Source organism: Ruegeria sp. O11, assembly GCF_056535285.1.
On sequence record NZ_JBQERS010000001.1, the window covers coordinates 1,206,298 to 1,230,250 of the forward strand.

A 23,953-nucleotide genomic window follows, 5' to 3' on the forward strand; every position below is an offset into this window, starting at 1 on the left:
AGCTAAGCGCTTTATATTGACTCGTCAATCAATAACGACTCTGAGCGGGTGTTTCTGAACCCTGGAGCGGGGTCGGAGGCGTAGCTTTGCCCTTACTAAGTATCGCCTCGCGCCACGTGATGAAACTGACGGCTGACAGGATCAGAGAGCCTCCGACAACAACCCATATGTCGACACTCTCATGGAAAACCAATGTGCCAAGCAACGTCGCCCAAATCAACTGCAGGAATGTCACGGGCTGTGTCACGGCTACCGGAGCAGCTTGCAACGCGAGCGTCATGAAATAGTGCCCGGCCGTGGCAAAGCTGGCAACGACAAGCAGAATGCCCAAATCACGCATGGAAGGTGGCTGCCATACGGCGATTGCAAAAGGGATCAAGGCAATCGTGACCCAGATAGAAAGATGCGCAACTACTGCCGATGGCCGAATATCACGCACCATAACTTTAGCCAGTAGATAAGAACCTCCAAGTGCCAAGGCCGTACCCAACATCGCCAGATGTCCTGGCGATACCTCGCGAAATCCGGGTCTCAGTACGATTACAACCCCAACAATCGCAACACCGATTGCTGCGATTCGACGAACAGCGAGCCGCTCTCCCAGGAAAAGCGCGGCACCCAGAGTAACATAGATCGGCGTCATGTAATTCATTGCCGTTACTTCGGCCAGCGGAATGCGTGTCATGGCGTAGAACCAGAGCATGACGGCTATGGCATGAACCACCCCTCGCAATCCAAACAGGGTCAAGTTACGAGTGGACAGCGGCGTTCCAATCAGCGCACGCCATGCGGGAATAAGAAAAACCAGCCCAAAAACATACCGCAAAAATGCGGCCTGAATTGGATCCATACTGGTCCCGAGCACTTTCACCAGAGCATTCATGCCCACAAAAGACAGACCTGCCGAAAGCATCCAGAACATGCCGACAAGCGGGCGCTGCTGATCGTTTGGTGAAGTCATACCGACGGTTGAACACCGTTTTCTATTCGGGAACAACCCTTCACATGATAACAAGTTTCATCGCAATACCCAGCATCACGATGCCGATCATTACGTCGAGTATTTGCCATGCACGCGGGCGCGCAAAGATCGGTGAGAGAATGCGCGCACCATATCCCAGTGAGAAGAAGAATACGAAGCTAGAGGATACTGCACCAGTAGCAAACCCCATTCGGTCATCGTATTGGGCAGAAATCGATCCGATCAATACCACCGTATCCAGATACACATGAGGGTTAAGCCATGTGAAGGCCAATACGGTCAGCATAGCCGCGCGCAAACTGGTACGCTGCCCTGCATCGGTGTCCAACATTGCGCCACCCCGCCAGGCGGACTGGAAACTGCGCAAAGCATACCATGTCAGAAAGATCGCGCCTCCATAGCGCATTACCGTTTCAAACCATGGCGCGGCCTGCGCCAGCGTGCCAAATCCTGCTACCCCAGCCGCAATCAGAATTGCATCCGAAACCGCGCAGGTCAGGCAGAGAGGAAAGACATGCTCGCGTCGTAGCCCTTGACGCAGAACAAAAGCGTTCTGAGCGCCAATCGCCAAGATAAGGCTGAAGCTAAGGGCAAATCCTGCGATCATTGATGGGAACATGCGACCTCCTGTTGTTGGCCGTTGACTATAGCCATCCCGAGGCCCTATCAAATTAATGTTTGTAACCTAAATTAAGAAAATCTAATGCTCCTGGACCCGCATCATCTTTCAGCGCTGTCTGCAATATTGCGCCATGGAAGCTTTGACGCGGCAGCAGCGGAATTGTCTGTGACCCCCTCCGCAATCTCTCAACGCATCAAGGCTTTGGAAGATCGTGTTGGAGCCGCTCTGATACATCGCGGTTCCCCTTGCATCGGAACACCTGCTGGCTTGCGGATTGCGCGTCATGCCGAAGATATTGGCCTGCTTGAAGCAAAGCTCGCACGAGAGCTGACCTTGGATGAGCGCGAAGGCCCTGCCCGCGTGCGGATTGCACTTCCTGCCGACATTCTGGCGACATGGTTTATCGACGCGATGGCGCAGGCTGGCGATTTATTGTTCGATCTGGTGATTGACGATCAGGATCACTCGGCCGAATGGCTGAGGCGCGGCGAGGTCAGCGCAGCGATTACTGTCGGTGGACAAGCCGTCACAGGATGCGATTCATTTGCGCTGGGCGCGTTGCGCTATCTGCCAACCGCCAGCCCCGCGTTCATGGACCGCTGGTTCAGCGATGGCGTATCGGCTGAATCGTTGTCGCTGGCACCTTGCCTGACTTTCAATCGCAAAGACAATTTGCAGAAAACCTGGATCACTAAACAGATAGGACGTCGGCTTGCGCCACCGACGCAATTTATGCCTTCTACAAACGGCTTTGTTGAGGCAGCGATTGCAGGCTTGGGCTGGGGGATGAACCCTGAAAGCCTTGCACGCCCTGCAATTGTAAAAGGTCAACTCCGCGAGGTTATTCCCGACACGCCATTGGATGTGGAACTGACCTGGCAGATCGGGCGGGTGCTTGCCCCTGCCCTTGCACCGTTGACCAAGGCAGTTCGTCGTGTTGCAGCCCAAGCACTCATCATAACAGGCTGACCTTATGCCTGCGTATCCGCCTTCTGTTGCGGCTGCGCAATACGGTAACAGGAGAACGCTGCCCAAATACTGACAAGCACGATGAACACAATAGCAGATGCAACCTCATGCATATGGGCAACTGCGGCCAAAGCAGCCGATAATGCAACGGCCGTCAACCGACACATAGACTTGATGGCTGCAGCGCCCTGAATACGTTGTTCTTTGGGGGCAATGTCCAGAAAATAGAGCTTCCGCGCGCTTGATATTCCGGTTGTTGCGACCGAGACGACAAACAATGCAATCGCGTGCAGATGAACTTCGTGGTCAATGTGGGCATAGTGGAAGGCCAGCAGAACGATCCCGGTTGCTGCGACCATCAGGTTGCCCGAGACCATCACCGCGCGGTGAGACTTCATGTTCACCAACTGCCACAACGGCGCCGAAACCAGATACCCGGATGCGGACGAAATGATCATGGCCGTCAGCCCCTTTGCAGAAGTATGGTGTGCCTCTGCAGCGATAAGCGCAAAGAACGGGACCGACAGCGATACAACAACCAAAGGAAGCCGCATCGCCATATAACGACGGAACCAAGGGTATTCGAACATTTCAACGATGCCGGAAATAATACTCCGCAGCGATTGACGGCCGGAAATCTTGATGTTTCCATCTTCAGGTTTTTCGGGGGCACTCTCTGCCATTCCGAGAATGCACAGCGCAGAAAACAGGAAGAACGAAACCGATGCTGCGATTACAGCAGAATGTCGCGAAAATGGCGGATATTCTTTTGTGATCTCGTGGATCAATAACACCAATCCGATCGCGCAAAGACCACCGGCACCCAATTGGAGATATCGGATGATCATGCGAGATTTCGATTTCAGATGATCACCGAACAGATCGGACAACATCAAGGATTGGCTCTCTTCAATCAGTCCGATCAGGAAAAACGCCGCAACAAAGGCGATAGCGGTCAGTGTAACGCTGCCGGTTGCCGCGATGGCCAAGGCCATCAAAAGGCAGCCGCCCAATCCTATTTCGGTCAGAGCGATACCGCGTTTCTTGCGAACCTGCGCTGCGATAGGACGCGCCAGAACGAGGTCAGAGATCATACTGCCCGACATGCGGATAGAAACCAACGCCGCCGCAAGGAACATCGGCAGCTCTAACGAGATCGCAAGAAAGGGCAAAACAACAGAGGGGCTGCCCAGAGTCCACGCAACCTGTGACAGGATGCTCTGGCCAGCTATGACCGGCACATTTCTTCGGGCAGGATCGGTCGTGTTCGTCGCCATTTCTTGGTCTGCGTAGTGCGCCTATGGTTAATTATTCAGATTTTTCAGCCTCATTGATCTGATCATAAATGCAAGGACCTTAGGGACCAAAGTTTCTGTTAGGCGTAGCCCTGCAACAGAAAAACCCGGCCAAAGGCCGGGTTCCAATTAACCAACGATTGCCCGACGCATCAGAGCTGGGCCATGACCTCGTCTGTCGCCTCAAAATTGGTCGTAACCCGCTGGACGTCGTCATCGTCTTCCAATGCATCCACCAATTTCATCAGCTTCTGCATATCTTCCAGACCCAATTCAGTCGTGGTTGTGGGTTTCCAGACCAGCTTGGTGGATTCGGATTCGCCCAGCGCGGTCTCTAGCGCATTCGATACATCGTTCAGATCGGTATCAGCGCACCAGATGATGTGACCATCTTCCGAGCTTTCGACATCCTCGGCTCCGGCCTCGATCGCGGCTTCAAAGATCGTATCCGCATCGCCAGCATCTGATTGATAGATAACTTCACCCTTGCGATCAAACATGAACCCAACCGAGCCGGTTTCACCCAGATTGCCGCCATTCTTCGAAAACGTCGAACGCACGGTCGATGCGGTGCGGTTGCGATTGTCCGTCATCGTCTCGACGATCACGGCCACACCATTTGGGCCATAGCCCTCGTACCGGATTTCTTCGTATTCATCCCCTTCGCCCGCAACGGATTTCTTGATGGCCCGGTCGATCACGTCCTTGGGAACCGAGTTCGACTTGGCCTCTTTTACCGCCAGACGCAGACGCGGGTTCTTGTCGGGATCGGGGTCGCCCATCTTGGCGGCGACGGTGATCTCTTTCGAAAGTTTGGAAAACAGTTTGGACCGCGCGGCGTCCTGACGTCCCTTGCGGTGCTGGATATTGGCCCATTTGGAATGGCCTGCCATGGTGCGTCCTCGTCATTCGTGATTGCGTGTTCGGCGCTCATATAGACGTTTGCGGGGGGCAGGATCAAGAGAGCGGCTTGTCCTGCCTTCGCCCTTGGCTATGGTGGCGATATGACGACAGATCAGATTATTCTTTTTTCCCTTTTCATTGCCGTATTTGGAATGCTGCTTTGGGGGCGGTTTCGATATGACCTCGTCGCGTTCACTGCCCTTATGATTGCAGTGACGCTGGGCGTTGTCCCGGTCGAGAACGCCTTCGCCGGGTTTGGCCATCCAGCAACAATTATCGTAGCACTGGTTCTTGTAGTCTCTGCGGGTCTGGTTCGGTCGGGCGCGGTGTTCCTGATTACACGGACACTGGTTGATGCCTCGCGCAGTCTGGGCGCGCATATCGCGCTGATGGGCGGGATCGGCGCGGTTCTGTCCGCTTTTATGAACAACGTTGCCGCGCTGGCGTTGCTGATGCCAGTCGACATCCAAACCGCTCGCAAGGCGGGGCGTTCGGTGGGTCTTAGCCTGATGCCGCTAAGCTTTGCCACCATTCTTGGAGGCATGGCCACGCTCATCGGCACACCGCCCAATATCATTATCGCCTCAATCCGCGCCGAAACTCTGGGCGAGCCATTTCGGATGTTCGACTTTGCCCCGGTTGGCGGGATCGCAGCCATCGCCGGTCTGGCCTTTGTGGCCTTGGTCGGTTGGCGACTGATCCCCAATCGTGGCGTCCAGGAAGAAGCATCGGAAGTTCTGGCCGAGTACATCGCCGAACTGACCGTCCCGCCCGAGTCACCCCATATCGGCAAACGCGTTAGCGAGCTTTATGAGGCGGCTGAGAAATCCGACGTCGCCATCATCGGCCTGATCCGGGATGGCAAGCGGCGCTATGGCAGGTCCACCCACACCACTTTGCGGGAAGGTGACGCGCTTGTGCTTGAAGCCCGACCCGAAGCGTTGGACGAATTCCGCGCTGCGCTTAATCTCGATTTTTCAGACACAAGGCGGCAAGAGGTGTTGACTGCCGAGGGTGACGGGCTTGAGGTGATCGAGGTCGTTGCCCCCGAAAGCGCCCGCATCACTGGACGCACCGCGCAAGCGCTGGGGTTGGCCTGGCGACAGAGCACAGTGCTGATGGGGATTTCTCGTCAGGGCCGTCGCATCACGGAACAAGTCCGGAAGACCGAGGTTGAGGCGGGTGACATCCTGCTTCTGCTCTGCCCGCGTGACCGGGGCGCGGACGTGACCGAGTGGCTCGGCTGTTTGCCCTTGGCAGCACGCGGCTTGAACGTCACTGCCAACGACAAAGCGTGGCTCGCCATCGGCCTGTTCGCAACAGCCGTTCTGGCCGCTAGCATCGGGCTGATCTATCTTCCCATCGCTTTGGGTCTGGTCGTTGTGGCCTATGTGCTTACCAAGATCATGCCGATTGCGGATATCTACAATCAGATTGAGTGGCCGGTGGTGGTATTGCTGGGTTCGATGATCCCGCTGGGAAGCGCATTGGAAACATCCGGCGGCACAGAACTGATAGCGAACGCACTAATCCAGTTGACAAACGGTCTGCCTGCCTGGGCGATCCTGACTGTGCTGATGGTTGTCACCATGACCCTGTCGGACGTACTAAACAACACGGCCACCGCAATTGTTGCAGCCCCCGTCGGGATACAGATGGCGCGCACGCTTGAGGTATCGCCCGATCCATTCCTGATGACAGTGGCCGTGGCAGCCTCGGCAGCATTCCTCACACCGATTGGTCATAAGAACAACACGCTGGTGCTGGGTCCCGGAGGCTATCATTTCGGGGACTATTGGCGCATGGGCCTACCGCTAGAGATATTGATCATCGCCGTATCAATACCCTCGATCCTTGTGTTCTGGCCGCTTTGACGGGTAAAGGCAGCGCATGAAACGCTTTCTGATCTTGCAACTGCGCCCGGAAACCGATGCTTCGGATGCTGAGTACGCCTCAATACTGGACAAATCCGGCCTTGAACCTTCGCAAACCCACCGCATCCGGCTGGATTGCGAAGACTTGCCCGCAGGGCTGGACGTTACCGACTACGCCGGTGTGATCGTTGGTGGAGGCCCGGGTTGCGTCAGCGACAATCCGGCCGGAAAATCTACTTTGGATGCCAAGATCGAGGGCGCGATCATGGGGCTGATGCCGCAGATCACAGCACAGGACCACCCGTTCATGGGCTGCTGCTATGGCCTGGGAATTCTCGCGGCGCATCTGGGAGGTGATGTCAGCAAACGGCAATTTGGCGAACCGGTTGGACCATCGGATTGCGAACTGACCGAAGATGGCGCGCAGGATCCTCTGACCGCTGGCCTAGTTCCGCAGTTTGAAGCCTTTGTCGGTCATAAAGAGGCCGTGCAATCCCTGCCAGAAGGCTGCGTGCATCTGGTCGCCTCGGCCCCCTGCCCGATCCAGATGATCCGCTGGGGACAAAATGTCTATGCCACTCAGTTTCACCCCGAAGCGGATGCCAAGGACTTTGAACAGCGGATTAACATCTACAAAGATCACGGGTATTTCCCGCCGGAAGATGCACAACGCCTGATCGATATCTGCCACGCGGCGGACGTTACACAACCCGGGGAAATCCTGCGACGGTTCGCCGAACGCTACGGGTGACCCAACGGCGTTATTGCCTGATTAACACCCCCTCGCATAGGCTGGCCCGAATGACTTTGGGAGGAGTTGTTCTTGGACCTGCTCATAAATGTTGGCCTGCCGCTTTCGCTGGCCATTATCATGCTGTCGCTCGGGATCGGGCTTGAGGCCGCTGATTTTCGCCGAGTTCTTACCCGCGGATACCCATTCGCCATCGGTGCGATCAGTCAGGTTGTGTTGATACCACTGGCTGCTTTCACAACCGTCACGATGTTCGGGCTACCCGCTGAGATTGCCGTTGGCGTGATGCTTCTAAGCTTTTGCCCCGGCGGCGTTACCAGCAACATCCTTGCAAAGTTTGCCAAAGGCGACGTTGCGCTATCAGTCAGCCTGACGGCTGTGATCAGCCTGTTGTCGATTGTGACAGTTCCAATTCTGGCCGCGTGGTCCATCGATTACTTCATGGGTGAGACAGCCCCGGAAGTATCGATTGGCGCCCTTGCTACCGCATTGTTCCTGATCACAACGTTGCCTGTCGCGATAGGCGTTAGTATTCGCCACTTTGCCAAAGAGTTCGCGGTTCGGATCGATAACCCTTTGTCCACGCTTGCCTCGATCCTGTTTGTGCTGATCGTTCTGGCAGCGCTGGCCGGAAACTGGCAGTTCTTCATTGAGAACCTCAGCTCGATCGGGGCCGCGTTGATCGCGCTGAATATCGCACTGCTACTAATTGGGCTTGGGCTGGCGCGGATCGCCAAGCTGACATGGGAAGAGGCGAAAACCATTTCGGTCGAAACAGGCATACAGAATTCGGCGATGGGAATTACGTTGGCGGCACTGATCACAGGCACCACAACGGGCTTCAGCCCGCTTGCCGTTCCGGCCGCAGTTTATGGTATTACGATGTATGTGGTCGTGACCCCCTTTATCCTTTGGTTCCGCAACCGCTGAAAGGAGATCAGATGGCTGATAATACAGCAGACGCGATTGTCGTCGGCGGCGGGCTTGCCGGTCTGGCTGCCGCCGCAGAGTTGGGGGATCGCGGTAAGCGTGTGATCATTGTAGATCAGGAGCCGGAACACTTCCTTGGCGGGCAGGCGTTTTGGAGCCTTGGCGGTCTGTTCATGGTCGACACCCCGGAACAGCGTCGCATGGGTATTCGCGACAGCTACGATCTGGCACTGCGCGACTGGATGGGCAGCGCTCAGTTCGACCGTGATGAGGACAATTGGCCCCGCAAGTGGGCGGATGCCTATGTCGAGTTTGCAGCAGGTGAAATGCGTCCTTGGTTATATGACATGGGGTTGCGCTGGTTTCCGGTCGTGGGATGGGCCGAACGCGGTGGGTCATACGCCAATGGTCATGGCAACTCAGTCCCGCGCTTTCATATCACGTGGGGCACGGGCCCGGGAGTGTTGGAGCATTTTATTAGGCGCGTGCAGGATCATGTCAGTGCTGGTTTAATCCAGTTGAAGTTCCGCCACCAAGTCAGCCATATCATTATGCAAAATGGCACAGCCAAGGGCGTATCCGGAGAGGTTCTAGCCGATGATAGTGTCCAGAGGGGTGGCAAGACCAATCGGGACGAAGTGGGCGAGTTCGAAGTCTACGCGCCTGCGGTCATCGTCACCTCCGGCGGGATCGGTGGGAACTTCGAAATGGTGCGAAAAAACTGGCCCACAAACCGATTGGGTGAACCACCCAAAGACATGATCGCTGGCGTGCCCTTTCATGTCGATGGCCGGATGATCCCGATCAGCGAGAAAGCAGGCGGCCATGTGATCAACGGTGATCGAATGTGGCACTATACGGAAGGCGTACGCAATTGGGATCCGATCTGGCCCGCGCACGGTATTCGCATCCTGCCCGGTCCAAGCTCGATGTGGTTTGACGCGTGCGGCAATCGTCTGCAACCCCCTTGTCTGCCGGGCTTCGATACGCTGGGCACGCTGCGCGAAATCTTGAAGACGGGTTATGAGTACAGTTGGTTCGTTCTGACCCAGAAAGTGATCAAGAAGGAATTTGCCCTCTCCGGGTCCGAGCAGAACCCGGACTTCACTTCGGGTAGCTGGAAAGAGGTTATTCAACAGCGCATTTTATCCGGCTCAAAGGCAACTGGCCCGGTCGAGGCTTTCAAGGAAAAGGGTGAGGATTTCGTTGTTGCCAACACGCTGACGGAATTGGTCAGTGGCATGAACCAACTGGGCGGCGGACTGATTGACGAAGCGTATTTGCGCAGGCAAATCGAGGCGCGGGATTCTCAGATCGACAACCCATTCTCGAAAGACGCTCAGATGATGGCGATCCATGCCGCGCGCAATTACCGGGGCGATAGGTTGATCCGCACCGCCAAGCCACACAAATTCCTCGATCCGTCAAATGGCCCTTTGATTGCAGTTAAATTGCATGTTCTGACCCGCAAAACGCTTGGTGGGTTGCAGACCAATCTCGACAGTCAGATGATTGGCGCAGACGGCCAAGTCGTCCCCGGCCTGTTTGCAGCCGGAGAGGTCGCAGGCTTTGGCGGTGGCGGTTACCACGGATACAACGCGCTGGAGGGCACGTTTCTGGGCGGTTGCATCTTCTCGGGCCGCAATGCGGGACGGTCCCGCGCCGTGGCCTGATTACTGGTTGCGCACAAACTTCAGAACAGGTTCGCCTGCGACGTCGAGCATAACCAAACTGTCACCGGCAACCGCATAAGTGGTTACACTTTGCAAAGCGGCAAGAAATTGATCTTCAATCTCTTCCATTTCTGGTGGGCACGCCATCAAAGTGGCAGCCATATTCTCAGGAAATTCTATGCTGTTGCCGATGATTTCGGCTTGTCCGGTAAACCGATTACAACCGCCGGTACCGCCGAACGCTCCGCCCTGAGCAAATGAAAGCTGTGGCGGGCGCTTTGCGTCCAACACCTCTCCATCTATTCCGATGGCCACCCATTCAGTCCCTTCCAGTGTCGCGGCGCTCTGATCGTGCGCCTGCACCAGTATCAGGTCTGCGGAATTGCCTTCTCCGTTGGTCAACACCGGGTGAATCGTATCGGTCGTAAACAGCAGCTCCTCTCCACGATAGATTGCACCCCGGACCGCATAGGTCATTCCTTCGCGGATCAGCGCATCATCAAACGACAACTCAAATTCTGATGGCACGCCGTTCAGAGCGTAGCGCTGCGCTGCCAGTGTCACAGCAGCTGCGTCCGCCCGCGAGATATCCTGTAATTCGACATACAGTGTTGCATCCGGTGGCAGAGCGATCCGTTCACGATATGTCGCTGTGCCTGTCACCGATCCGGCGTGGCTTTGGCTGCCCAGCAAAGCCAATACAACTGCTCCGGCCACAATGGCCTGTCCGAGTTTTGGAAAAGGCATGATCCTATCCTCTCTCATTCGTCTTTGAGAAAAAGATTGTGGCTGGATTGCCATTTACAAGGGCAACACATTCAAGTCGGCGAAACTGTGCCTGCCTCAAAGTGGCCAGATGAACGGGATCAAGAGTGAGGCCAACAAACCAACCGTCAGGTTTAACGGCACACCAACCTTTAGAAAATCGGTGAACCTGTACCCGCCCGGCCCGTACACCATCATGTTGGTCTGATAACCGATGGGCGTCGCAAACGAAGCCGACGCCGCCACCATCACCGCAACGACCAATGGGCGCGGATCGATGCCAACTGCCTGCGCCAACGAGATGGCGATCGGAGTCACCACCACTGCAACTGCATTGTTTGAAACCAATTCGGTCAATACCGAGGTCAGCAAATACACAGCCCATATGATAAGGAAGGGCGGCAACATGCCCAGCGCGGGTGCGATCGCCTCGACAATCAGCGTCACAGCGCCAGATTTGTCGAGCGCCGCGCCGATTGCGAGCATTGAGAAAATCAGCGCCAGCAATCTGCCTTCGACAAAGGAAAACGCCTCATCCGCATCGATACAGCGGGTCAGCAGGACCACTGCAACGGCCAGTATAGACAAAAGCAGAATTGGAGCGACGCCCAGCGCTGCCAACGCAACGATTCCCACCAATGATCCAATGGCAATGGGTGCGTGACCGCGACGGAAGGCACGTGCCGAGGGCTGTGTCACATCAACCATGTCCATATCTGCCGCCAGCCTTTGAATATCACCGGGTGAGCCTTCAAGCAGCAGTGTATCCCCCACGCGCACAGTCAGAGCATCCAACTGGCGCCCGATATTCTGGTTCCGGCGATGCACAGCCAAAACGTAGACACCGTACCGACGACGCAAACGCATCGCACCCAAGGTTCGCCCAACCATACGGCAACCTGGCGTAATCAGAACTTCAACCGTCTTGGTTTCAACTGCCGAGACCTGGTCCACGCGTTTGAGTTCCTTATTGCTTTGCAGGCTCAGCAATTCGGTCATTTCAGTGCGCAATACTACCCGGTCGCCCACTTTCAGCGACACTCCCTTGAGGTTTCTGCGCAACGAGTCATCGCCCCGGATTACGTCGATCAGGCGTACACCGGGACGCTTGAACAGCTGCACGCCGGTCACTTCGCGGTCGATCAGATTGCTGTCAGGTGGGATGACCGCCTCGGTAAAGAACTTCATCTTGGATCGGTCACTCAGCATTTCGGCCATGCTGTCGCGCTCTGGCAACAAATGCGGCACGATGAAGCGCAGATAAACCATGCCGTAAATTACCAGAGCTATGCCCAGTGGGGTGACCTCAAATATCGTGAAGGCCGTCATGCCCTGCGCACGCGCGACGCCATCAACCAGAAGGTTGGTAGAGGTGCCGATCAGGGTCAACGTTCCCCCAAGAATTGCCGCATAGCTAAGCGGAATCAACAGTTTGGACGCCGAAACGTTCAGTGTGCGAGCGATTTGAATAAAGACCGGGATCATCACGACGACAACAGGTGTGTTCGACACCACTGCAGACGCGATGACGACAAATCCCATCAACAAACCGATGGCTATACGCGGATTAACCTGCGCCTGCTTTTGCGCCACGGATGTGAACGCATCAAGCGCCCCTGTTCGCACCAAAGCCCCCATGATGATGAACATGGCACCGATGGTCCATGGCGCAGGGTTAGACAGTACCGCAAGCGCGCTTTGATAGGGCAGTATACCCGTTGCAAGCATCAGGGCCACGCCGCCAATGGCGACAACTTCGGTCGGATAGACCTCGCGCAGGAACATGATGAACATCCCTGCAACAATCATCAGCGCCAGAATTGCGCTACCCGTTTCTGTCAGTTGAAGGAATTGCATTCTTGGTATTCTGTCCGAAACCTGATCTGGCATACGCGCCTATCAGCCAGTTTCACGCATTGCATGCCACAGGGCAAGCCTGACATGTGACTTAGGGGCCTGCCTGCTGCAAACGCCCACCAACGCGCACCATCTGCACAGATTTTGCGCTTCCGTCGCGATCATCGGTTTCGACATACACACCGCTCAGCGTTGCCTCGCCATTGGCGGGTGTGAACCGGGCTTTGGGCATCCCGGTGATGAAACGACGCATAGGTTCTTGTTTGTCCATACCAATGACCGAGTCATAGTCGCCGCACATTCCGGCATCGGTCAGGTATCCTGTCCCGCCAGTCAAAATCTGCGCATCCGCCGTCGGCACATGGGTGTGCGTGCCCACCACAAGGCTGGCGCGCTTGTCGCAATAGTGGCCCATCGCCATCTTTTCAGACGTCGCCTCGCAATGCATATCGACGATAATCGCCTGCGCCTGCCCACCGCGTGGGTGCGATTTCAGTATCGGTTCGATAGCTGAGAACGGATCATCGAAGGGGCGCTTCATAAATACTTGCCCCAGTACCTGCACCACCAGCACCTTGCGTCCACCCGGCGCCGTGAACAGCCGATGACCTCGCCCCGGCGCCCCTTTGGCATAGTTCACCGGGCGCACAATGCGAGGCTCTTTCTCGATGAACTGCAACATGTCTTTCTGATCGAACGCATGGTCGCCCAAAGTGATGCAATCGGCACCGGCGTCCAAAAGCAGCTTGGCGTGATCACCACTGAGCCCCATGCCATTGGAAGCATTCTCGCCGTTAACCACGACGAAATCCAACCGCCACTCCTCACGCAAACGCGGCAGGTGCTGTTGAACGGCGGCGCGACCCGAGCGCCCCATGACGTCGCCAAGAAATAATATCCTCATGCCACCCGTCCTAAGTGTGGTGCAACACAAGCACAAGTGATTAAAGTGTCACCATAAACCGCAAATAATATTGGTTAGGAGAAACTTATGACCCGCCATTTTATCATCGTTACCCTATTAGCCCCCCTCGCCGCGTGCGATCAGCCAGCCGGGCAATCAACCGAACTGGCAAACCCGGCGGCGACGTTTTGCATCGAACGGGGCGGCACGTACAATATTCAGGATGGCGACGGCGGCCAAACCGGGATCTGCACCCTGCCAGACGGAACCAAACAGGATGCCTGGGACTATTTCCGTGCTGAGCACACGGGCTAGGCCGAAAACGTCAGCACGCGGCTTTCTGTGATAACCATATCCAGAGGTTGGTCCGTCGGCTCAAGCGGCAGCTCTTCTGCCTCTTGCGCATCGAAGGCAAACCCGATCGCCAATGTCGGGCGCTTATCGCGCAACCCCTCTAGCGTGCGATCATAGAATCCACCACCATATCCCAGACGACCACCCTGAGCATCAAACGCAACCAGCGGCACAATCAGGATTTCAGGATCAAAATAATCGTCGATCTCGGGTACCTTCGCACCAAATGGTCCGTCTTTCAGCGCGCCTTCCGGAGTCCAACGCGAAAATCGCAGCGGCTTCCCGGCGGCCTGAATGACGGGTACGCCGACGGCCCCGTAAGCGACTGCTTCGGCCATTGCCGGCAACGGGTCGATCTCGGTTCGGATGGGCATGTATCCTGAGATGGGAACACCTCGGTGCCCGGCCAAAACCTCGGACAAACGTCCTGCAGCACCCGGTAGGCGCGTGTCAAACGCCGCCTTTCGGCGCGCAAAGGCCGCCTTTCGGGCAGCGGCTTTGATTTCAGTCAGATCGGTTGTGTCGGTCACAGTAGCACCATGCTGGCAAGCCCCAGAAATATGAAGAACCCCATCACGTCCGTCGTCGTTGTCACAAAGGTTCCCGATGCCAGCGCAGGGTCGATCCCCAGACGATCCAGCACCACCGGTACTACCGTACCTGCAAAGCCCGCGATGATCATGTTCACGACCAGCGCCGATCCAATCACGACACCCAGCAACGGAGAATCAAACCACATCATCCCAACGGTTCCCAACACGATGGCAAAGCATAATCCGTTGAGCATCCCAACCAGTAATTCGCGGCGGATCACGCGCCACACATTCGAACTCGTCAGGTCACGTGTCGCCAGCGCGCGTACAGCCACTGTCAGTGATTGAGTTCCAGCGTTGCCTCCCATTGAGGCAACAATCGGCATCAGGATTGCGAGTGCAACAAGCTGATCGATTGCGGCCTCAAACTGCGAAATGACCAGCGAACCACAAATCGCGGTGATCAGATTGACACCGAGCCATGGCAAGCGCCGTTTACTGGTTGCCGCTACACTATCGGACAAAGAACTTTCGTCCGAGACACCCGCAAGACGCATCATGTCTTCTTCATATTCTTCATCCAACACCACCATCGCGTCATCAATGGTAATGACGCCAACCAACCGCCCATCCGTATCCACAACCGGGGCCGAGATCAGATGGTATTGGTTGAACGCATAGGCCACATCCTCTTCGTCCTGATCGACAGGGATGGTGTGGAATTCTTCCTCGGCGAGGTCATGCAAGGGCACCTCTCGCCGGGTCGCCATCAGCTTTCCCAGTGTAACCTGCGCAACGGGCTTCAGCCGCGGGTCAACAAGGACGACATGATAGAACTGTTCTGGCAGATCATCATTGGCCCGCATGAAATCAATGGCCTGCCCCACCGTCCAGTGCTCGGGCGCCATGACGACTTCACGCTGCATAAGACGACCGGCGGAATTTTCAGGGTAGGACAACGCCTGCTCAGCGGCGACTCGTTCAGAGTCTTCAAGCGCATCAAGGATCGTCTCTTGTTGCGGCTCTTCGAGATCCTCGAGCAGATCAACGACATCGTCGCTTTCCATGTCCCGAACAGCTTCGGCCAAGACATCCGGTTTCAGAACATCGATCACTTCTTCCCGGACAGATTCATCCAGTTCTGAAAGAATATCCCCGTCAAATTCCTTATCGTACAACCGGATCAGGCCCGCCCGGTCAAAGGGGCTGATCTGTTCCAGAAGGTCGGCAATATCAGCCGCATGTAGCGGCTCCATAAGCTCGATCAGCTTGGCGCGATCCTCGACCTCCACCGCATAGAGGATGGCTTCGACGGTTCGCGGGTCGAGCGCATAGGCGTCCTCGTCCTGGGGCTGATCGGGTCTGGCTTCGTCACTGCCTGTCGTCATGCGCTGCCCCTTTTTTCCTGCCGATTGACCCTAGATAGAAGAAGCAGCTACCGGAAAACAATGACAATGGTCCAATTTACCCACATCTTTTGCATCCCTATGCTGGATAGCGGCCCCAAACAGGCGGAGAACACAGCAGATGGCGCAAAAGACGCTTTTGAAGGGACGCGTGCTCAGCTTCAACGGATCACCGTTCGAAGGCGAACCCACAGACGCGACCGAACTACACGAAGCCGTATTGATAGAAGATGGTCGCATTGCAGCATTGGGATCCGCGTCCGATCTTTCTGTCGCGCACCCCGAGGCCAAAGTTAAGGATTATGGCGACAAGCTTATTTCGGCGGGCTTTGTGGATCCGCACGTTCACTATCCGCAAACCGCAATGATTGCGAGTTGGGGCAAGCGGCTGATCGACTGGCTCAACAGCTACACGTTCCCGGAAGAGATGAAGTTCGACGATCCTGTCTATGCCGCTGAAATTGCAAGTAGATACCTCGATTTGACGGCAGCACACGGTACGACGACAATGTGCAGCTTTTGCACTATTCATCCAGAGAGTGTTGATGCGTTTTTCTCGGCAGCAATTGCGCGAGGTCAACGGGTTGTCGCCGGCAAAACCTGCATGGATCGAAATGCACCCGAGGGGCTGCGTGACACCGCACAAACCGGGTATGACCAGTCCAAGTCACTGCTTGAAAAGTGGCACGGGGTTGATCGCATATCCTACGCCATTACGCCGCGTTTTTCGCCGACATCGACACCAGATCAGTTAGAGGCGATGGGCGCGCTGTGGGCGGAGCATCCCGAATGCCTGATGCAAACACATCTCAGCGAACAAACCGACGAAATTGAGTGGGTGCGCTCTCTGTTCCCTGAGGCGCGCGACTATTTGGATACATATGAACAGTTTGGATTGTTGGGTGGAAACGGTCTCTACGGTCACGTGATCCATCTGGAGGATCGCGAACGTGACCGCTTGCGCGAGGTAGATGCAGCGCTGATCCACTGCCCCACGTCCAATACGTTTATCGGTTCTGGTCTGTTCGACATGAACGGCCTGATCCGCGAGGGGCACCGGGTTGGTCTTGCCACCGATACAGGCGGTGGTTCCAGCTTTTCGATGCTGCGCACAATGGCCGCAGCGTACGAAATTGGTCAACTGCGGGGTCGTCCGCTACACCCGTCGCAATTGCTTTGGCTTGGAACGGTTGGATCAGCTCAAACTTTGCGGATGGATGATCGTATCGGCAATATTGCGGTGGGTATGGAGGCGGATCTGGTGGTATTGGACCTTGCCTCGACTCCGGCCATCGCCCAACGCGAAGCACATGCTGATGATCTTTGGGAAGCGGTGTTCCCGACCATCATGATGGGGGATGATCGGGCTGTTGCCGAGGTCTGGATCGCCGGGCGAGCAGTTTCTGCTTGATAGGAATGGGCCTGTGGCCCATGCCTCCGGCGGGGATATTTTCAGTCAGATGAAGAGCGCATCCGCTATTCTGCCAACGCGCTTGCCAGACGATTCTGAGTTTCTATGGCCTTTGGCAGGTCAATCGTGACGATCTGGCCGTCGCGCACAACCTGGCGTCCCTCGACAAACAGATGTTTGACACGCGTTGGTCCGGCCAGAAGGAGCGCAGCGGGGTCCCAACTGCCCGCACTTTCGATGCCGCGTACGTCCCAAATGGCTATGTCAGCGCGTTTGCCGGGCATAAGCCTGCCGCAATCGGGCCGATTCAACACATCCGCCCCGCCACGGGTGGCAATCTCGAGCGCTTCGCGGGCTGACATGGCGTCAGCGCCATTTGCAACCCGTTGCAGAAGCATGGACTGGCGCGCCTCGGCCATAAGATTGCCGCTGTCATTGCTGGCTGAACCGTCCACACCCAGCCCGACATGCACGCCTTGGTCGCGCATCTTACGGACTGGAGCAATACCTGAGCCAAGGCGGCAATTGGAGCATGGGCAGTGCGCAACACCAGTTCGGCTACGCGCAAATAGGTCGATCTCGGAGCCATCCAACTTGACGCAATGGGCGTGCCAGACATCCGATCCGGTCCAGCCCAACTCCTCGGCGTATTGGCCGGGGCGGCAACCGAACTGCTCTTCAGAATAGGCGATATCTTCATTGTTTTCTGCCAGATGAGTATGTAGCATTACGCCTTTATCGCGCGCGAGAAGCGCGGCATCGCGCATCAGGTCCCGACTGACTGAGAACGGTGAACACGGCGCAAGGCCAACGCGGCACATCGAACCCTCAGATGGATCGTGATAGGCATCTACCACGCGGATCATGTCCTCCAGAATGGCCTGCTCGGTTTCGACCAGAGCATCAGGCGGCAGCCCACCATCACTTTCGCCGATACTCATTGCCCCGCGCGTCGGTTGAAAACGCAGACCCAATTCCGACGCGGCATGGATCGTATCTTCTAGTAGCGTACCATTGGGATAGAGGTAGAGGTGATCAGAACTGAGCGTGCAGCCAGACAGCGCCAACTCTGCCAGACCAATCTGAGCAGAGATAAACATCTCTTCAGGTCCAAAGCGGGACCAGATGGGATAAAGTGTTCGCAACCATCCAAATAGCAACGCATCCTGCCCACCGGGCACCGCGCGTGTAAGGGTTTGGTAGAGATGATGATGGGTGTTCACCAGACCAGGGGTAACAACACATCCGGCGGCATCATGTATTTCACCCCGGCTGGTCAAACCATGGCCAATCTGGGCAATCTTTCCGTCCCGAACCAACAGATCAGCGCCCACAAGCTCTTGCCGATCATCGTCCATCGTCACGATAATGTCGGCATTCCGGATCAATATTTCTGTCATTTTTGCACTCCCGCATCCTGCCCGTCTCATGCGTGGAGTATTGGGCTGGTGGAAAACGGGCGTAAGAACCAGCCGCGATCAGTTTAAAGCCGCATGGGGGGGTGCGGCAACCCGTTTAATATTGCTTCAAGATTTCCAGCGCCGCCGCATGAATCTCAGCATTGGCTGCTGCGAGGGCACGCCCGCCATTATGGGCAGGATTACCCTGCCAATCTGTCACAATACCACCTGCTGCTTCGATCACCGCGATTGGGGCCTGGATATCGTAGGCATTCAACCCAGCCTCGACCACCAGATCGGTTTGCCCTGCAGCAAGTAGCGCATAGGCGTAACAATCCATCCCATAACGCGTCAGCTTCGTTTTCTGAGAAACCGCCTTGAAGGCAGCGGCCTCGGCCTCGGTGCCGACCTCAGGAAAGGTGGTGAAGATGATCGCCTGATCCAATGATCGCGTATTCCGGGTCTCGAGTTCCGCGCGCCCCATAGGGCCTTTGACAAAGGCGTGCTCTTTATCTCCGATAAAGCGTTCACCGATATAGGGCTGATCGATTACGCCAAGCTTAGGTCCAGTCTCATCGCTTAGGGCGATCAGAACACCCCATGTGGGCGTACCACTTATGAATCCGCGCGTGCCGTCGATTGGGTCCAATACCCAAACCCGTCCGCTCACTCCTTCGGAATGGCCAAACTCTTCCCCTAAAACGCCATCCTTGGGCCGGTGAATGGCCAGCACTGCACGCATCGCTTTCTCTGCTTCGCGGTCAGCTGCAGTCACAGGATCAAACCCGGCATCGAGCTTGTTGTCCGTCTTCAGGTTAGATTGGCGAAAAAACGGAAGAATGGCCACCCGCGCCGCGTCGGCCATTTCTTCGGCAATCTCTAGATCACTTCGTAGGGTGTTTTGCATGGCTTACCCGTGCGACGGGCACCCCGCGAAGTCAAGCGATTGTATTAGGCGACGTCGCTCAGCACGCGCGCCAGTTCAAACAAGCGGCGACGCTGATTTTCCGGTATCGCATAGTACGAGCGAACGAGATCAAGCGCTTCTTTATCACCCATCAGATCTGCAGGAACTGATTTTTTGTCAGCCTCTGCTTTCTGAGCTTCTTCAAGACCTTCAAAGAAAAAGCTGACCGGAACATCCAATGCCTCGGCAATGTCCCACAAACGCGACGCGCTTACACGGTTGGCACCCGTTTCGTATTTTTGAATCTGTTGAAACTTGATACCAACTTGCTGCGCCAACTGCTGCTGAGTCATGCCAATCAGCCAGCGGCGATGCCGGACGCGTTTGCCCACATGGACATCGACGTGATGGGTCATTGGTAGTCTCCTTTACACAAACACCTGTCCGGGAAACCGCAACAGCAGCCGTCACCGCCAAGTTAGCGGGTCGCTGCTTAAGAACTTCCTAACTTAGGATCGTGCCCCCCGAACAGCACCATAGAACAATAATATTGCCGCAATCGATTCTTTTTTCAAGACGGTTGAATCCAAGAATATGGACTGTTGATTATGGTTGAGTACCGGGATCATCACATCTGTGTATGTTCGGAGACAACAAATCAGACCAGACACCTGTTTGAGAAGGGTGTTTGATTGGAATTGACAAAACGCGCGCGCTCTCCGCCTATGTGCCCTAAAATACCGGAGAACACTGATGCTGGCATTTCGTATCAAAACCAAGGGAGCAATGGCGCAAATTTGCCAAATGCCCGAGCCGACACCAGCGGAAAATCAGGTGCGCGTATCCATTCGGGCCTGCGGGCTGAACTTTGCCGATCTTTTGATGCAGAAAGGCTCCTATCAGGATACACCCGGCACTCCGTTTACTCTGGGTATGGAAATTGCAGGGGTCGTTGCCGAAGTCGGAAATAGTGTTACGCATCTAAAACCAGGTGACCGCGTCGCTGTTTTCTCTGGTCAGGGCGGCCTGGCCGAATCTGGTGTCTTCGATGCTGACCGGGTTATTGTCATCCCAGACACAATGAGTTTCGAAGACGCTGCCGCCATTCAGATCGCCTATGGCACCAGCCATATCGCGTTGGAGCACCGGGCACGCCTACAGGCCGGCGAAACGTTGCTGGTGACCGGAGCTGCTGGCGGCGTTGGGCTGACCGCCATCGAAATCGGGAAACTGATGGGGGCGACCGTCATCGCGCAAGCGCGCGGCGCGGACAAATTGGTGGTGGCGCAGCAGGCCGGTGCGGACCATTTGATCGATGCGGATGAGGATCTGCGTAACCGCGTTCGCGCCCTTGGCGGAGCCGACGTGGTCTATGACGCCATCGGTGGTGACGTTTTCAAGGCTGCGTTCCGCGCCACGAATCCCGAGGGCCGCCTATTGCCCATCGGCTTTGCGGGGGGTGAAGTTCCTCAGATTCCGGCCAACCATCTTTTGGTTAAAAATCTCAGTGTGATTGGCGTCTATATCGGTGGTTACCTGAAATTTAAGCCGGAAATCGTTCACAATAGTTTCAGCACCCTGTTTCGCTGGCACTCAGAAGGACGGATTAAACCTCATATCAGCCACATCCTGCCTTTGCAGGACGCAGCCAAGGGATTGGAATTGCTGCGTGATCGCAAATCCACCGGTAAGATCGTCATCCAGATCAACTCGCCACTTTGAGGGGGCGCGCACTGGGGTGTGAAAAGTTTTGCCGCAGGAGATTTGCGAGCTCAGCCACATATTCCTCGCGCACTCTTTCAGCACCATAAAGGTTGATGAACTGCACCGGCAGGTCCGGAAGGACCCCAGCATGGTCGATCAGTTCCTGATGGTTGGGCTGTGTCCCCTCCAACAGTACACCCACCGCCAGATCAGCACTGACTGTTGCTTCAACCGTACGGTCTGAATCGCTGTCGATGCTCATGTCCCATTCGATCCCAGCGTCATCCAGCGCCGCGGTCGCAACCGGACGGAAGATGCAATTGCGGCAAAACCCAAGCCGCAGAGGCTGTTGTCGCCAGGCGGACCCGTTCAGAGCCCCGACCCAACGCAGGGGCATATGATACAAGGTTTCAGCCCCCTCGCCCGCTCCCGATTCCGTGGTCACGATCAAATCAAAACCTCCGCGCGCAAATTCCTCCTTCAGCTGACGCGTATTCGAGGTAACCAAGTTCACGTTCACGCGCGGGAAGCTGGCATTGAAGCGCTTTAGGACACGGGGGATGAACGGATGAACGACATCATGCGGCACCCCCAACACGACCTCTCCTTCAAAGGCCTGATCAGTGAGCCGCCCGATCACCTCATCATTCAACGCAATCATCCGGCGCGCATAGGCCAGCAGTTGCTCGCCAGACGCGGTCAGCGCAATGGTTCGACCGGATCGATCCAGCAGCTCCAGCCCGAGTAGCTCTTCTAACCGCTTGAGCTGCATGGAAACAGCCGATTGCGTGAGATGAAGAAATCCAGCTGCGCGGGTAACGCCGCCGTGATCCGCGACGGCAACGAATGAACGAAGCGTAGTGATGTCCAGATTTCGCATCTTCAAGATTCCTTATGGGTAACGTCAAAAACATTCATTTTTAAAATATGTCAGAATGCTCCATATAGATCAAGGAAATTGATTGAAGCACGGTGTTTCATCAGTCAAACATGAAAGGGCAATACCCATGACCCATCTAGCCATTTCGACTCTGCGTCGCATCAAAGGTAAATCGATTGGAGACCGCCTGCTCAACATGTTGAGCCTTTCGCGGCAACGGCAAAAACTGGCTCAGCTTGATGATCGCGCTTTGGAAGATATCGGAATCACCCGCTCCGAGGCAGAAGCCGAGGCTTCTCGTCCTATGTGGGATGCGCCTGACTGCTGGTACAAACACTTGTATTAATTGGACAATAGAAGAAATCTGGCGGCATTAGGGACTGCGCCGTCAGGTTTTTTGCACCAGTCACCAAATTTGCCGACAGTTTTGCTGAGTTTTAGAGTGAAAACCCTTGAAACGAGGGCCGTACTCTCCGATATTTAGTGGGAAACCGGCCTGCAATCGCAGGCTGAGCACAGAATATTGAAGGGAGACCCTTAAATGGCACAATTCGACACGATCCGGACGGCGTCCGGGGCGCGCGCTGCCGAGATTGATGAGGGCCTGCGCGCCCATATGAACAAAGTCTACGGCACAATGTCCGTAGGTATGCTGATCACGTTTGCTGTTGCCTGGGCCGTTGGCTCAAGCCCGCAACTTCTGTCGATCTTCCGTGACCCAGTCACGCTTAGCCCGAATATCCTGGGCTGGATCGTAATGTTCGCACCTCTTGCAATGGTGTTTGGCTTTGGTGCCGCCATCAACCGCCTTTCGGCGTCTGGTGCGCAGCTGTTCTTCTATGCATTTGCTGCCGTCATGGGCCTGTCGCTGAGCTGGATTTTTGTAGCCTTCACCGGCATCTCGATCGCGCAGGTATTCCTAGTGACTTCGATCGCATTCGCGGGCCTGTCGCTTTACGGATACGTCACTAAGAAAGACCTGTCCGGCATGGGTACTTTCCTGATGATGGGCGTGATCGGTCTGATCGTCGCGATGGTCATCAACATCTTCCTGCAGTCGCCTGCGATCATGTTCGCTGTGTCGATCCTGGGTGTTCTGATCTTTGCGGGCCTGACCGCGTATGACACTCAGAAGATCAAAACGACCTATCTGCAGATGGCCCATGCGGGTGACCAGGAATGGCTAGGCAAGGCGGCCATCATGGGCGCACTGAACCTGTATCTGGACTTCATCAACATGTTCATGTTCCTGCTGCAGCTGCTTGGTAATCGCGAATAACGCGAACCTCATACTCACAGCCAAAGGGCGGGTCCGAAAAGACCCGCCCTTTTTGTTTGGATAATCGGAGGACCATTGATGTCCATCGCCACCATTTGCCCGTCACAGGCGCATCGTTTGCTGCCATTACTTCAACAGGTGCATGACCTGCATGTTCAAAACCAGCCACAGCGATACGCGCCTTTGCCAGATGACAAGGAAGTCGTTTCCTATCTTTCAGAATGGCTCAGCCACGACGCAGTGGTTGCATTGGGCTATGAGGAGAATCAAATACTGTTGGGATATGCGATTTTTGAGCTTGAGAAGCGTGCTGCGACACCTTTTCGCCGGGCGGAAACACGTGCGATGCTGCACCACATCAGCGTCGATACCAAGCACCGTCGGAAAGGAATCGGATTAGCCTTGATAAACGAGGTTCGCGCAGGTCTGCTTGCTGATGGCGGAGATGTTTTGGCCACGACCTATGCAACCTTCAATACGCCTTCGGCTGAATTGATGGCGCGCGCCGGGCTAAACCCCGTAATCAGTTTCGCTGAATGGCGCGTTGAATAACG

Annotated in this window: 24 protein-coding genes; 11 read left to right on the top strand and 13 right to left on the bottom strand. The window is 55.7% G+C overall.

Annotation, left to right across the window (positions count from 1 at the left end):
• Window positions 1-28 precede the first annotated feature (28 nt).
• Both ACRZ91_RS06040 and ACRZ91_RS06045 read right to left on the bottom strand, forming a co-directional pair.
• Window positions 29-961, bottom strand: a complete 933-nt coding sequence (locus ACRZ91_RS06040) for a DMT family transporter (protein ID WP_480903282.1) — start codon at window positions 959-961, stop codon at window positions 29-31.
• Between the two features lie 40 nt (window positions 962-1,001).
• A complete protein-coding gene (locus tag ACRZ91_RS06045; protein ID WP_480903284.1) occupies window positions 1,002-1,601 on the bottom strand; it encodes a LysE/ArgO family amino acid transporter in 600 nt (199 codons plus the stop codon).
• 84 nt (window positions 1,602-1,685) lie between these two features.
• On the opposite strand from ACRZ91_RS06045, the gene ACRZ91_RS06050 reads away from it, so the two are divergent.
• Window positions 1,686-2,573, top strand: coding sequence for a LysR family transcriptional regulator ArgP (locus ACRZ91_RS06050; protein WP_480903286.1), 888 nt, complete (start codon window positions 1,686-1,688; stop codon window positions 2,571-2,573).
• 2 nt (window positions 2,574-2,575) lie between these two features.
• Here the strand turns inward: ACRZ91_RS06050 and ACRZ91_RS06055 are convergent, their stop codons facing one another.
• A complete protein-coding gene (locus tag ACRZ91_RS06055; RefSeq protein ID WP_170472532.1) occupies window positions 2,576-3,850 on the bottom strand; it encodes a permease in 1,275 nt (424 codons plus the stop codon).
• Window positions 3,851-4,020: 170 nt separating this feature from the next.
• Window positions 4,021-4,761 carry a YebC/PmpR family DNA-binding transcriptional regulator gene (locus ACRZ91_RS06060; RefSeq protein WP_480903288.1) on the bottom strand — a complete coding sequence of 247 codons (741 nt, stop codon included), beginning with the start codon at window positions 4,759-4,761 and terminating at the stop codon, window positions 4,021-4,023.
• Between the two features lie 111 nt (window positions 4,762-4,872).
• Between ACRZ91_RS06060 and ACRZ91_RS06065 the strand changes: the two genes are divergently transcribed.
• The 4 genes from ACRZ91_RS06065 to ACRZ91_RS06080 all read left to right on the top strand — a co-directional run bounded on the left by ACRZ91_RS06065 (window position 4,873) and on the right by ACRZ91_RS06080 (window position 9,999).
• Window positions 4,873-6,645: an SLC13 family permease gene (locus ACRZ91_RS06065; RefSeq protein WP_480903290.1), complete on the top strand. Its 1,773-nt coding sequence runs from the start codon at window positions 4,873-4,875 to the stop codon at window positions 6,643-6,645.
• 16 nt (window positions 6,646-6,661) lie between these two features.
• Entirely contained in the window at window positions 6,662-7,396 is a 735-nt protein-coding gene (locus ACRZ91_RS06070; protein WP_480903292.1) for a glutamine amidotransferase, read from the top strand.
• A gap of 72 nt (window positions 7,397-7,468) precedes the next feature.
• Entirely contained in the window at window positions 7,469-8,326 is an 858-nt protein-coding gene (locus tag ACRZ91_RS06075) for a bile acid:sodium symporter family protein (protein WP_010441919.1), read from the top strand.
• 11 nt (window positions 8,327-8,337) lie between these two features.
• A complete protein-coding gene (locus ACRZ91_RS06080; RefSeq protein WP_480903295.1) occupies window positions 8,338-9,999 on the top strand; it encodes an FAD-binding dehydrogenase in 1,662 nt (553 codons plus the stop codon).
• Here the strand turns inward: ACRZ91_RS06080 and ACRZ91_RS06085 are convergent, their stop codons facing one another.
• The 3 genes from ACRZ91_RS06085 to ACRZ91_RS06095 all read right to left on the bottom strand — a co-directional run bounded on the left by ACRZ91_RS06085 (window position 10,000) and on the right by ACRZ91_RS06095 (window position 13,525).
• A complete protein-coding gene (locus tag ACRZ91_RS06085) occupies window positions 10,000-10,746 on the bottom strand; it encodes a YbaY family lipoprotein (protein WP_170472544.1) in 747 nt (248 codons plus the stop codon).
• Window positions 10,747-10,842: 96 nt separating this feature from the next.
• Window positions 10,843-12,621 (bottom strand): SLC13 family permease, encoded by a 1,779-nt coding sequence (locus tag ACRZ91_RS06090; RefSeq protein WP_480903297.1) that lies wholly within the window; start codon window positions 12,619-12,621, stop codon window positions 10,843-10,845.
• Window positions 12,622-12,712: 91 nt separating this feature from the next.
• A complete protein-coding gene (locus ACRZ91_RS06095; protein ID WP_480903299.1) occupies window positions 12,713-13,525 on the bottom strand; it encodes a TIGR00282 family metallophosphoesterase in 813 nt (270 codons plus the stop codon).
• An 87-nt stretch (window positions 13,526-13,612) separates the two neighbouring features.
• Between ACRZ91_RS06095 and ACRZ91_RS06100 the strand changes: the two genes are divergently transcribed.
• Entirely contained in the window at window positions 13,613-13,840 is a 228-nt protein-coding gene (locus ACRZ91_RS06100) for a putative hemolysin (RefSeq protein WP_480903301.1), read from the top strand.
• Here the strand turns inward: ACRZ91_RS06100 and ACRZ91_RS06105 are convergent.
• Together ACRZ91_RS06105 and mgtE are read right to left on the bottom strand one after the other, a co-directional pair.
• Complete coding sequence (locus ACRZ91_RS06105) at window positions 13,837-14,409, bottom strand: 5-formyltetrahydrofolate cyclo-ligase (RefSeq protein WP_480903303.1); 573 nt, start codon at window positions 14,407-14,409, stop codon at window positions 13,837-13,839. The genes ACRZ91_RS06100 and ACRZ91_RS06105 overlap by 4 nt on opposite strands.
• Entirely contained in the window at window positions 14,406-15,800 is a 1,395-nt protein-coding gene (gene mgtE / locus ACRZ91_RS06110; RefSeq protein ID WP_170472559.1) for a magnesium transporter, read from the bottom strand. The genes ACRZ91_RS06105 and mgtE overlap by 4 nt, the downstream gene beginning before the upstream one ends.
• Window positions 15,801-15,939: 139 nt before the next feature.
• Between mgtE and guaD the strand changes: the two genes are divergently transcribed.
• Window positions 15,940-17,229, top strand: a complete 1,290-nt coding sequence (gene guaD, locus ACRZ91_RS06115) for a guanine deaminase (protein ID WP_480903305.1) — start codon at window positions 15,940-15,942, stop codon at window positions 17,227-17,229.
• Between the two features lie 65 nt (window positions 17,230-17,294).
• Here guaD and ACRZ91_RS06120 read toward each other — a convergent pair whose 3' ends face one another.
• From ACRZ91_RS06120 to ACRZ91_RS06130, 3 genes are all read right to left on the bottom strand, one after another.
• The gene (locus ACRZ91_RS06120) at window positions 17,295-18,629 is read right to left on the bottom strand and encodes an 8-oxoguanine deaminase (RefSeq protein ID WP_480903308.1); all 1,335 of its coding nucleotides are present in this window, start codon (window positions 18,627-18,629) and stop codon (window positions 17,295-17,297) included.
• 115 nt (window positions 18,630-18,744) lie between these two features.
• Window positions 18,745-19,536 carry a histidinol-phosphatase gene (gene hisN, locus ACRZ91_RS06125; RefSeq protein ID WP_170540967.1) on the bottom strand — a complete coding sequence of 264 codons (792 nt, stop codon included), beginning with the start codon at window positions 19,534-19,536 and terminating at the stop codon, window positions 18,745-18,747.
• Between the two features lie 44 nt (window positions 19,537-19,580).
• A complete protein-coding gene (locus tag ACRZ91_RS06130) occupies window positions 19,581-19,952 on the bottom strand; it encodes a helix-turn-helix domain-containing protein (protein ID WP_010441908.1) in 372 nt (123 codons plus the stop codon).
• Between the two features lie 337 nt (window positions 19,953-20,289).
• Here ACRZ91_RS06130 and ACRZ91_RS06135 point away from each other — a divergent pair, with 337 nt between their 5' ends.
• Window positions 20,290-21,258: an NADPH:quinone oxidoreductase family protein gene (locus ACRZ91_RS06135; protein ID WP_170540972.1), complete on the top strand. Its 969-nt coding sequence runs from the start codon at window positions 20,290-20,292 to the stop codon at window positions 21,256-21,258.
• Here the strand turns inward: ACRZ91_RS06135 and ACRZ91_RS06140 are convergent.
• Window positions 21,242-22,120 carry a LysR family transcriptional regulator gene (locus ACRZ91_RS06140; protein ID WP_480903311.1) on the bottom strand — a complete coding sequence of 293 codons (879 nt, stop codon included), beginning with the start codon at window positions 22,118-22,120 and terminating at the stop codon, window positions 21,242-21,244. The two genes, ACRZ91_RS06135 and ACRZ91_RS06140, sit on opposite strands and share 17 nt — an antisense overlap.
• A gap of 127 nt (window positions 22,121-22,247) precedes the next feature.
• Here ACRZ91_RS06140 and ACRZ91_RS06145 point away from each other — a divergent pair, with 127 nt between their 5' ends.
• The 3 genes from ACRZ91_RS06145 to ACRZ91_RS06155 all read left to right on the top strand — a co-directional run bounded on the left by ACRZ91_RS06145 (window position 22,248) and on the right by ACRZ91_RS06155 (window position 23,951).
• Window positions 22,248-22,466 carry a DUF1127 domain-containing protein gene (locus ACRZ91_RS06145; RefSeq protein ID WP_170472574.1) on the top strand — a complete coding sequence of 73 codons (219 nt, stop codon included), beginning with the start codon at window positions 22,248-22,250 and terminating at the stop codon, window positions 22,464-22,466.
• Window positions 22,467-22,661: 195 nt separating this feature from the next.
• Window positions 22,662-23,399, top strand: a complete 738-nt coding sequence (locus ACRZ91_RS06150) for a Bax inhibitor-1/YccA family protein (RefSeq protein WP_010441904.1) — start codon at window positions 22,662-22,664, stop codon at window positions 23,397-23,399.
• Between the two features lie 78 nt (window positions 23,400-23,477).
• Entirely contained in the window at window positions 23,478-23,951 is a 474-nt protein-coding gene (locus ACRZ91_RS06155; RefSeq protein ID WP_480903313.1) for a GNAT family N-acetyltransferase, read from the top strand.
• Window positions 23,952-23,953 lie beyond the last annotated feature (2 nt).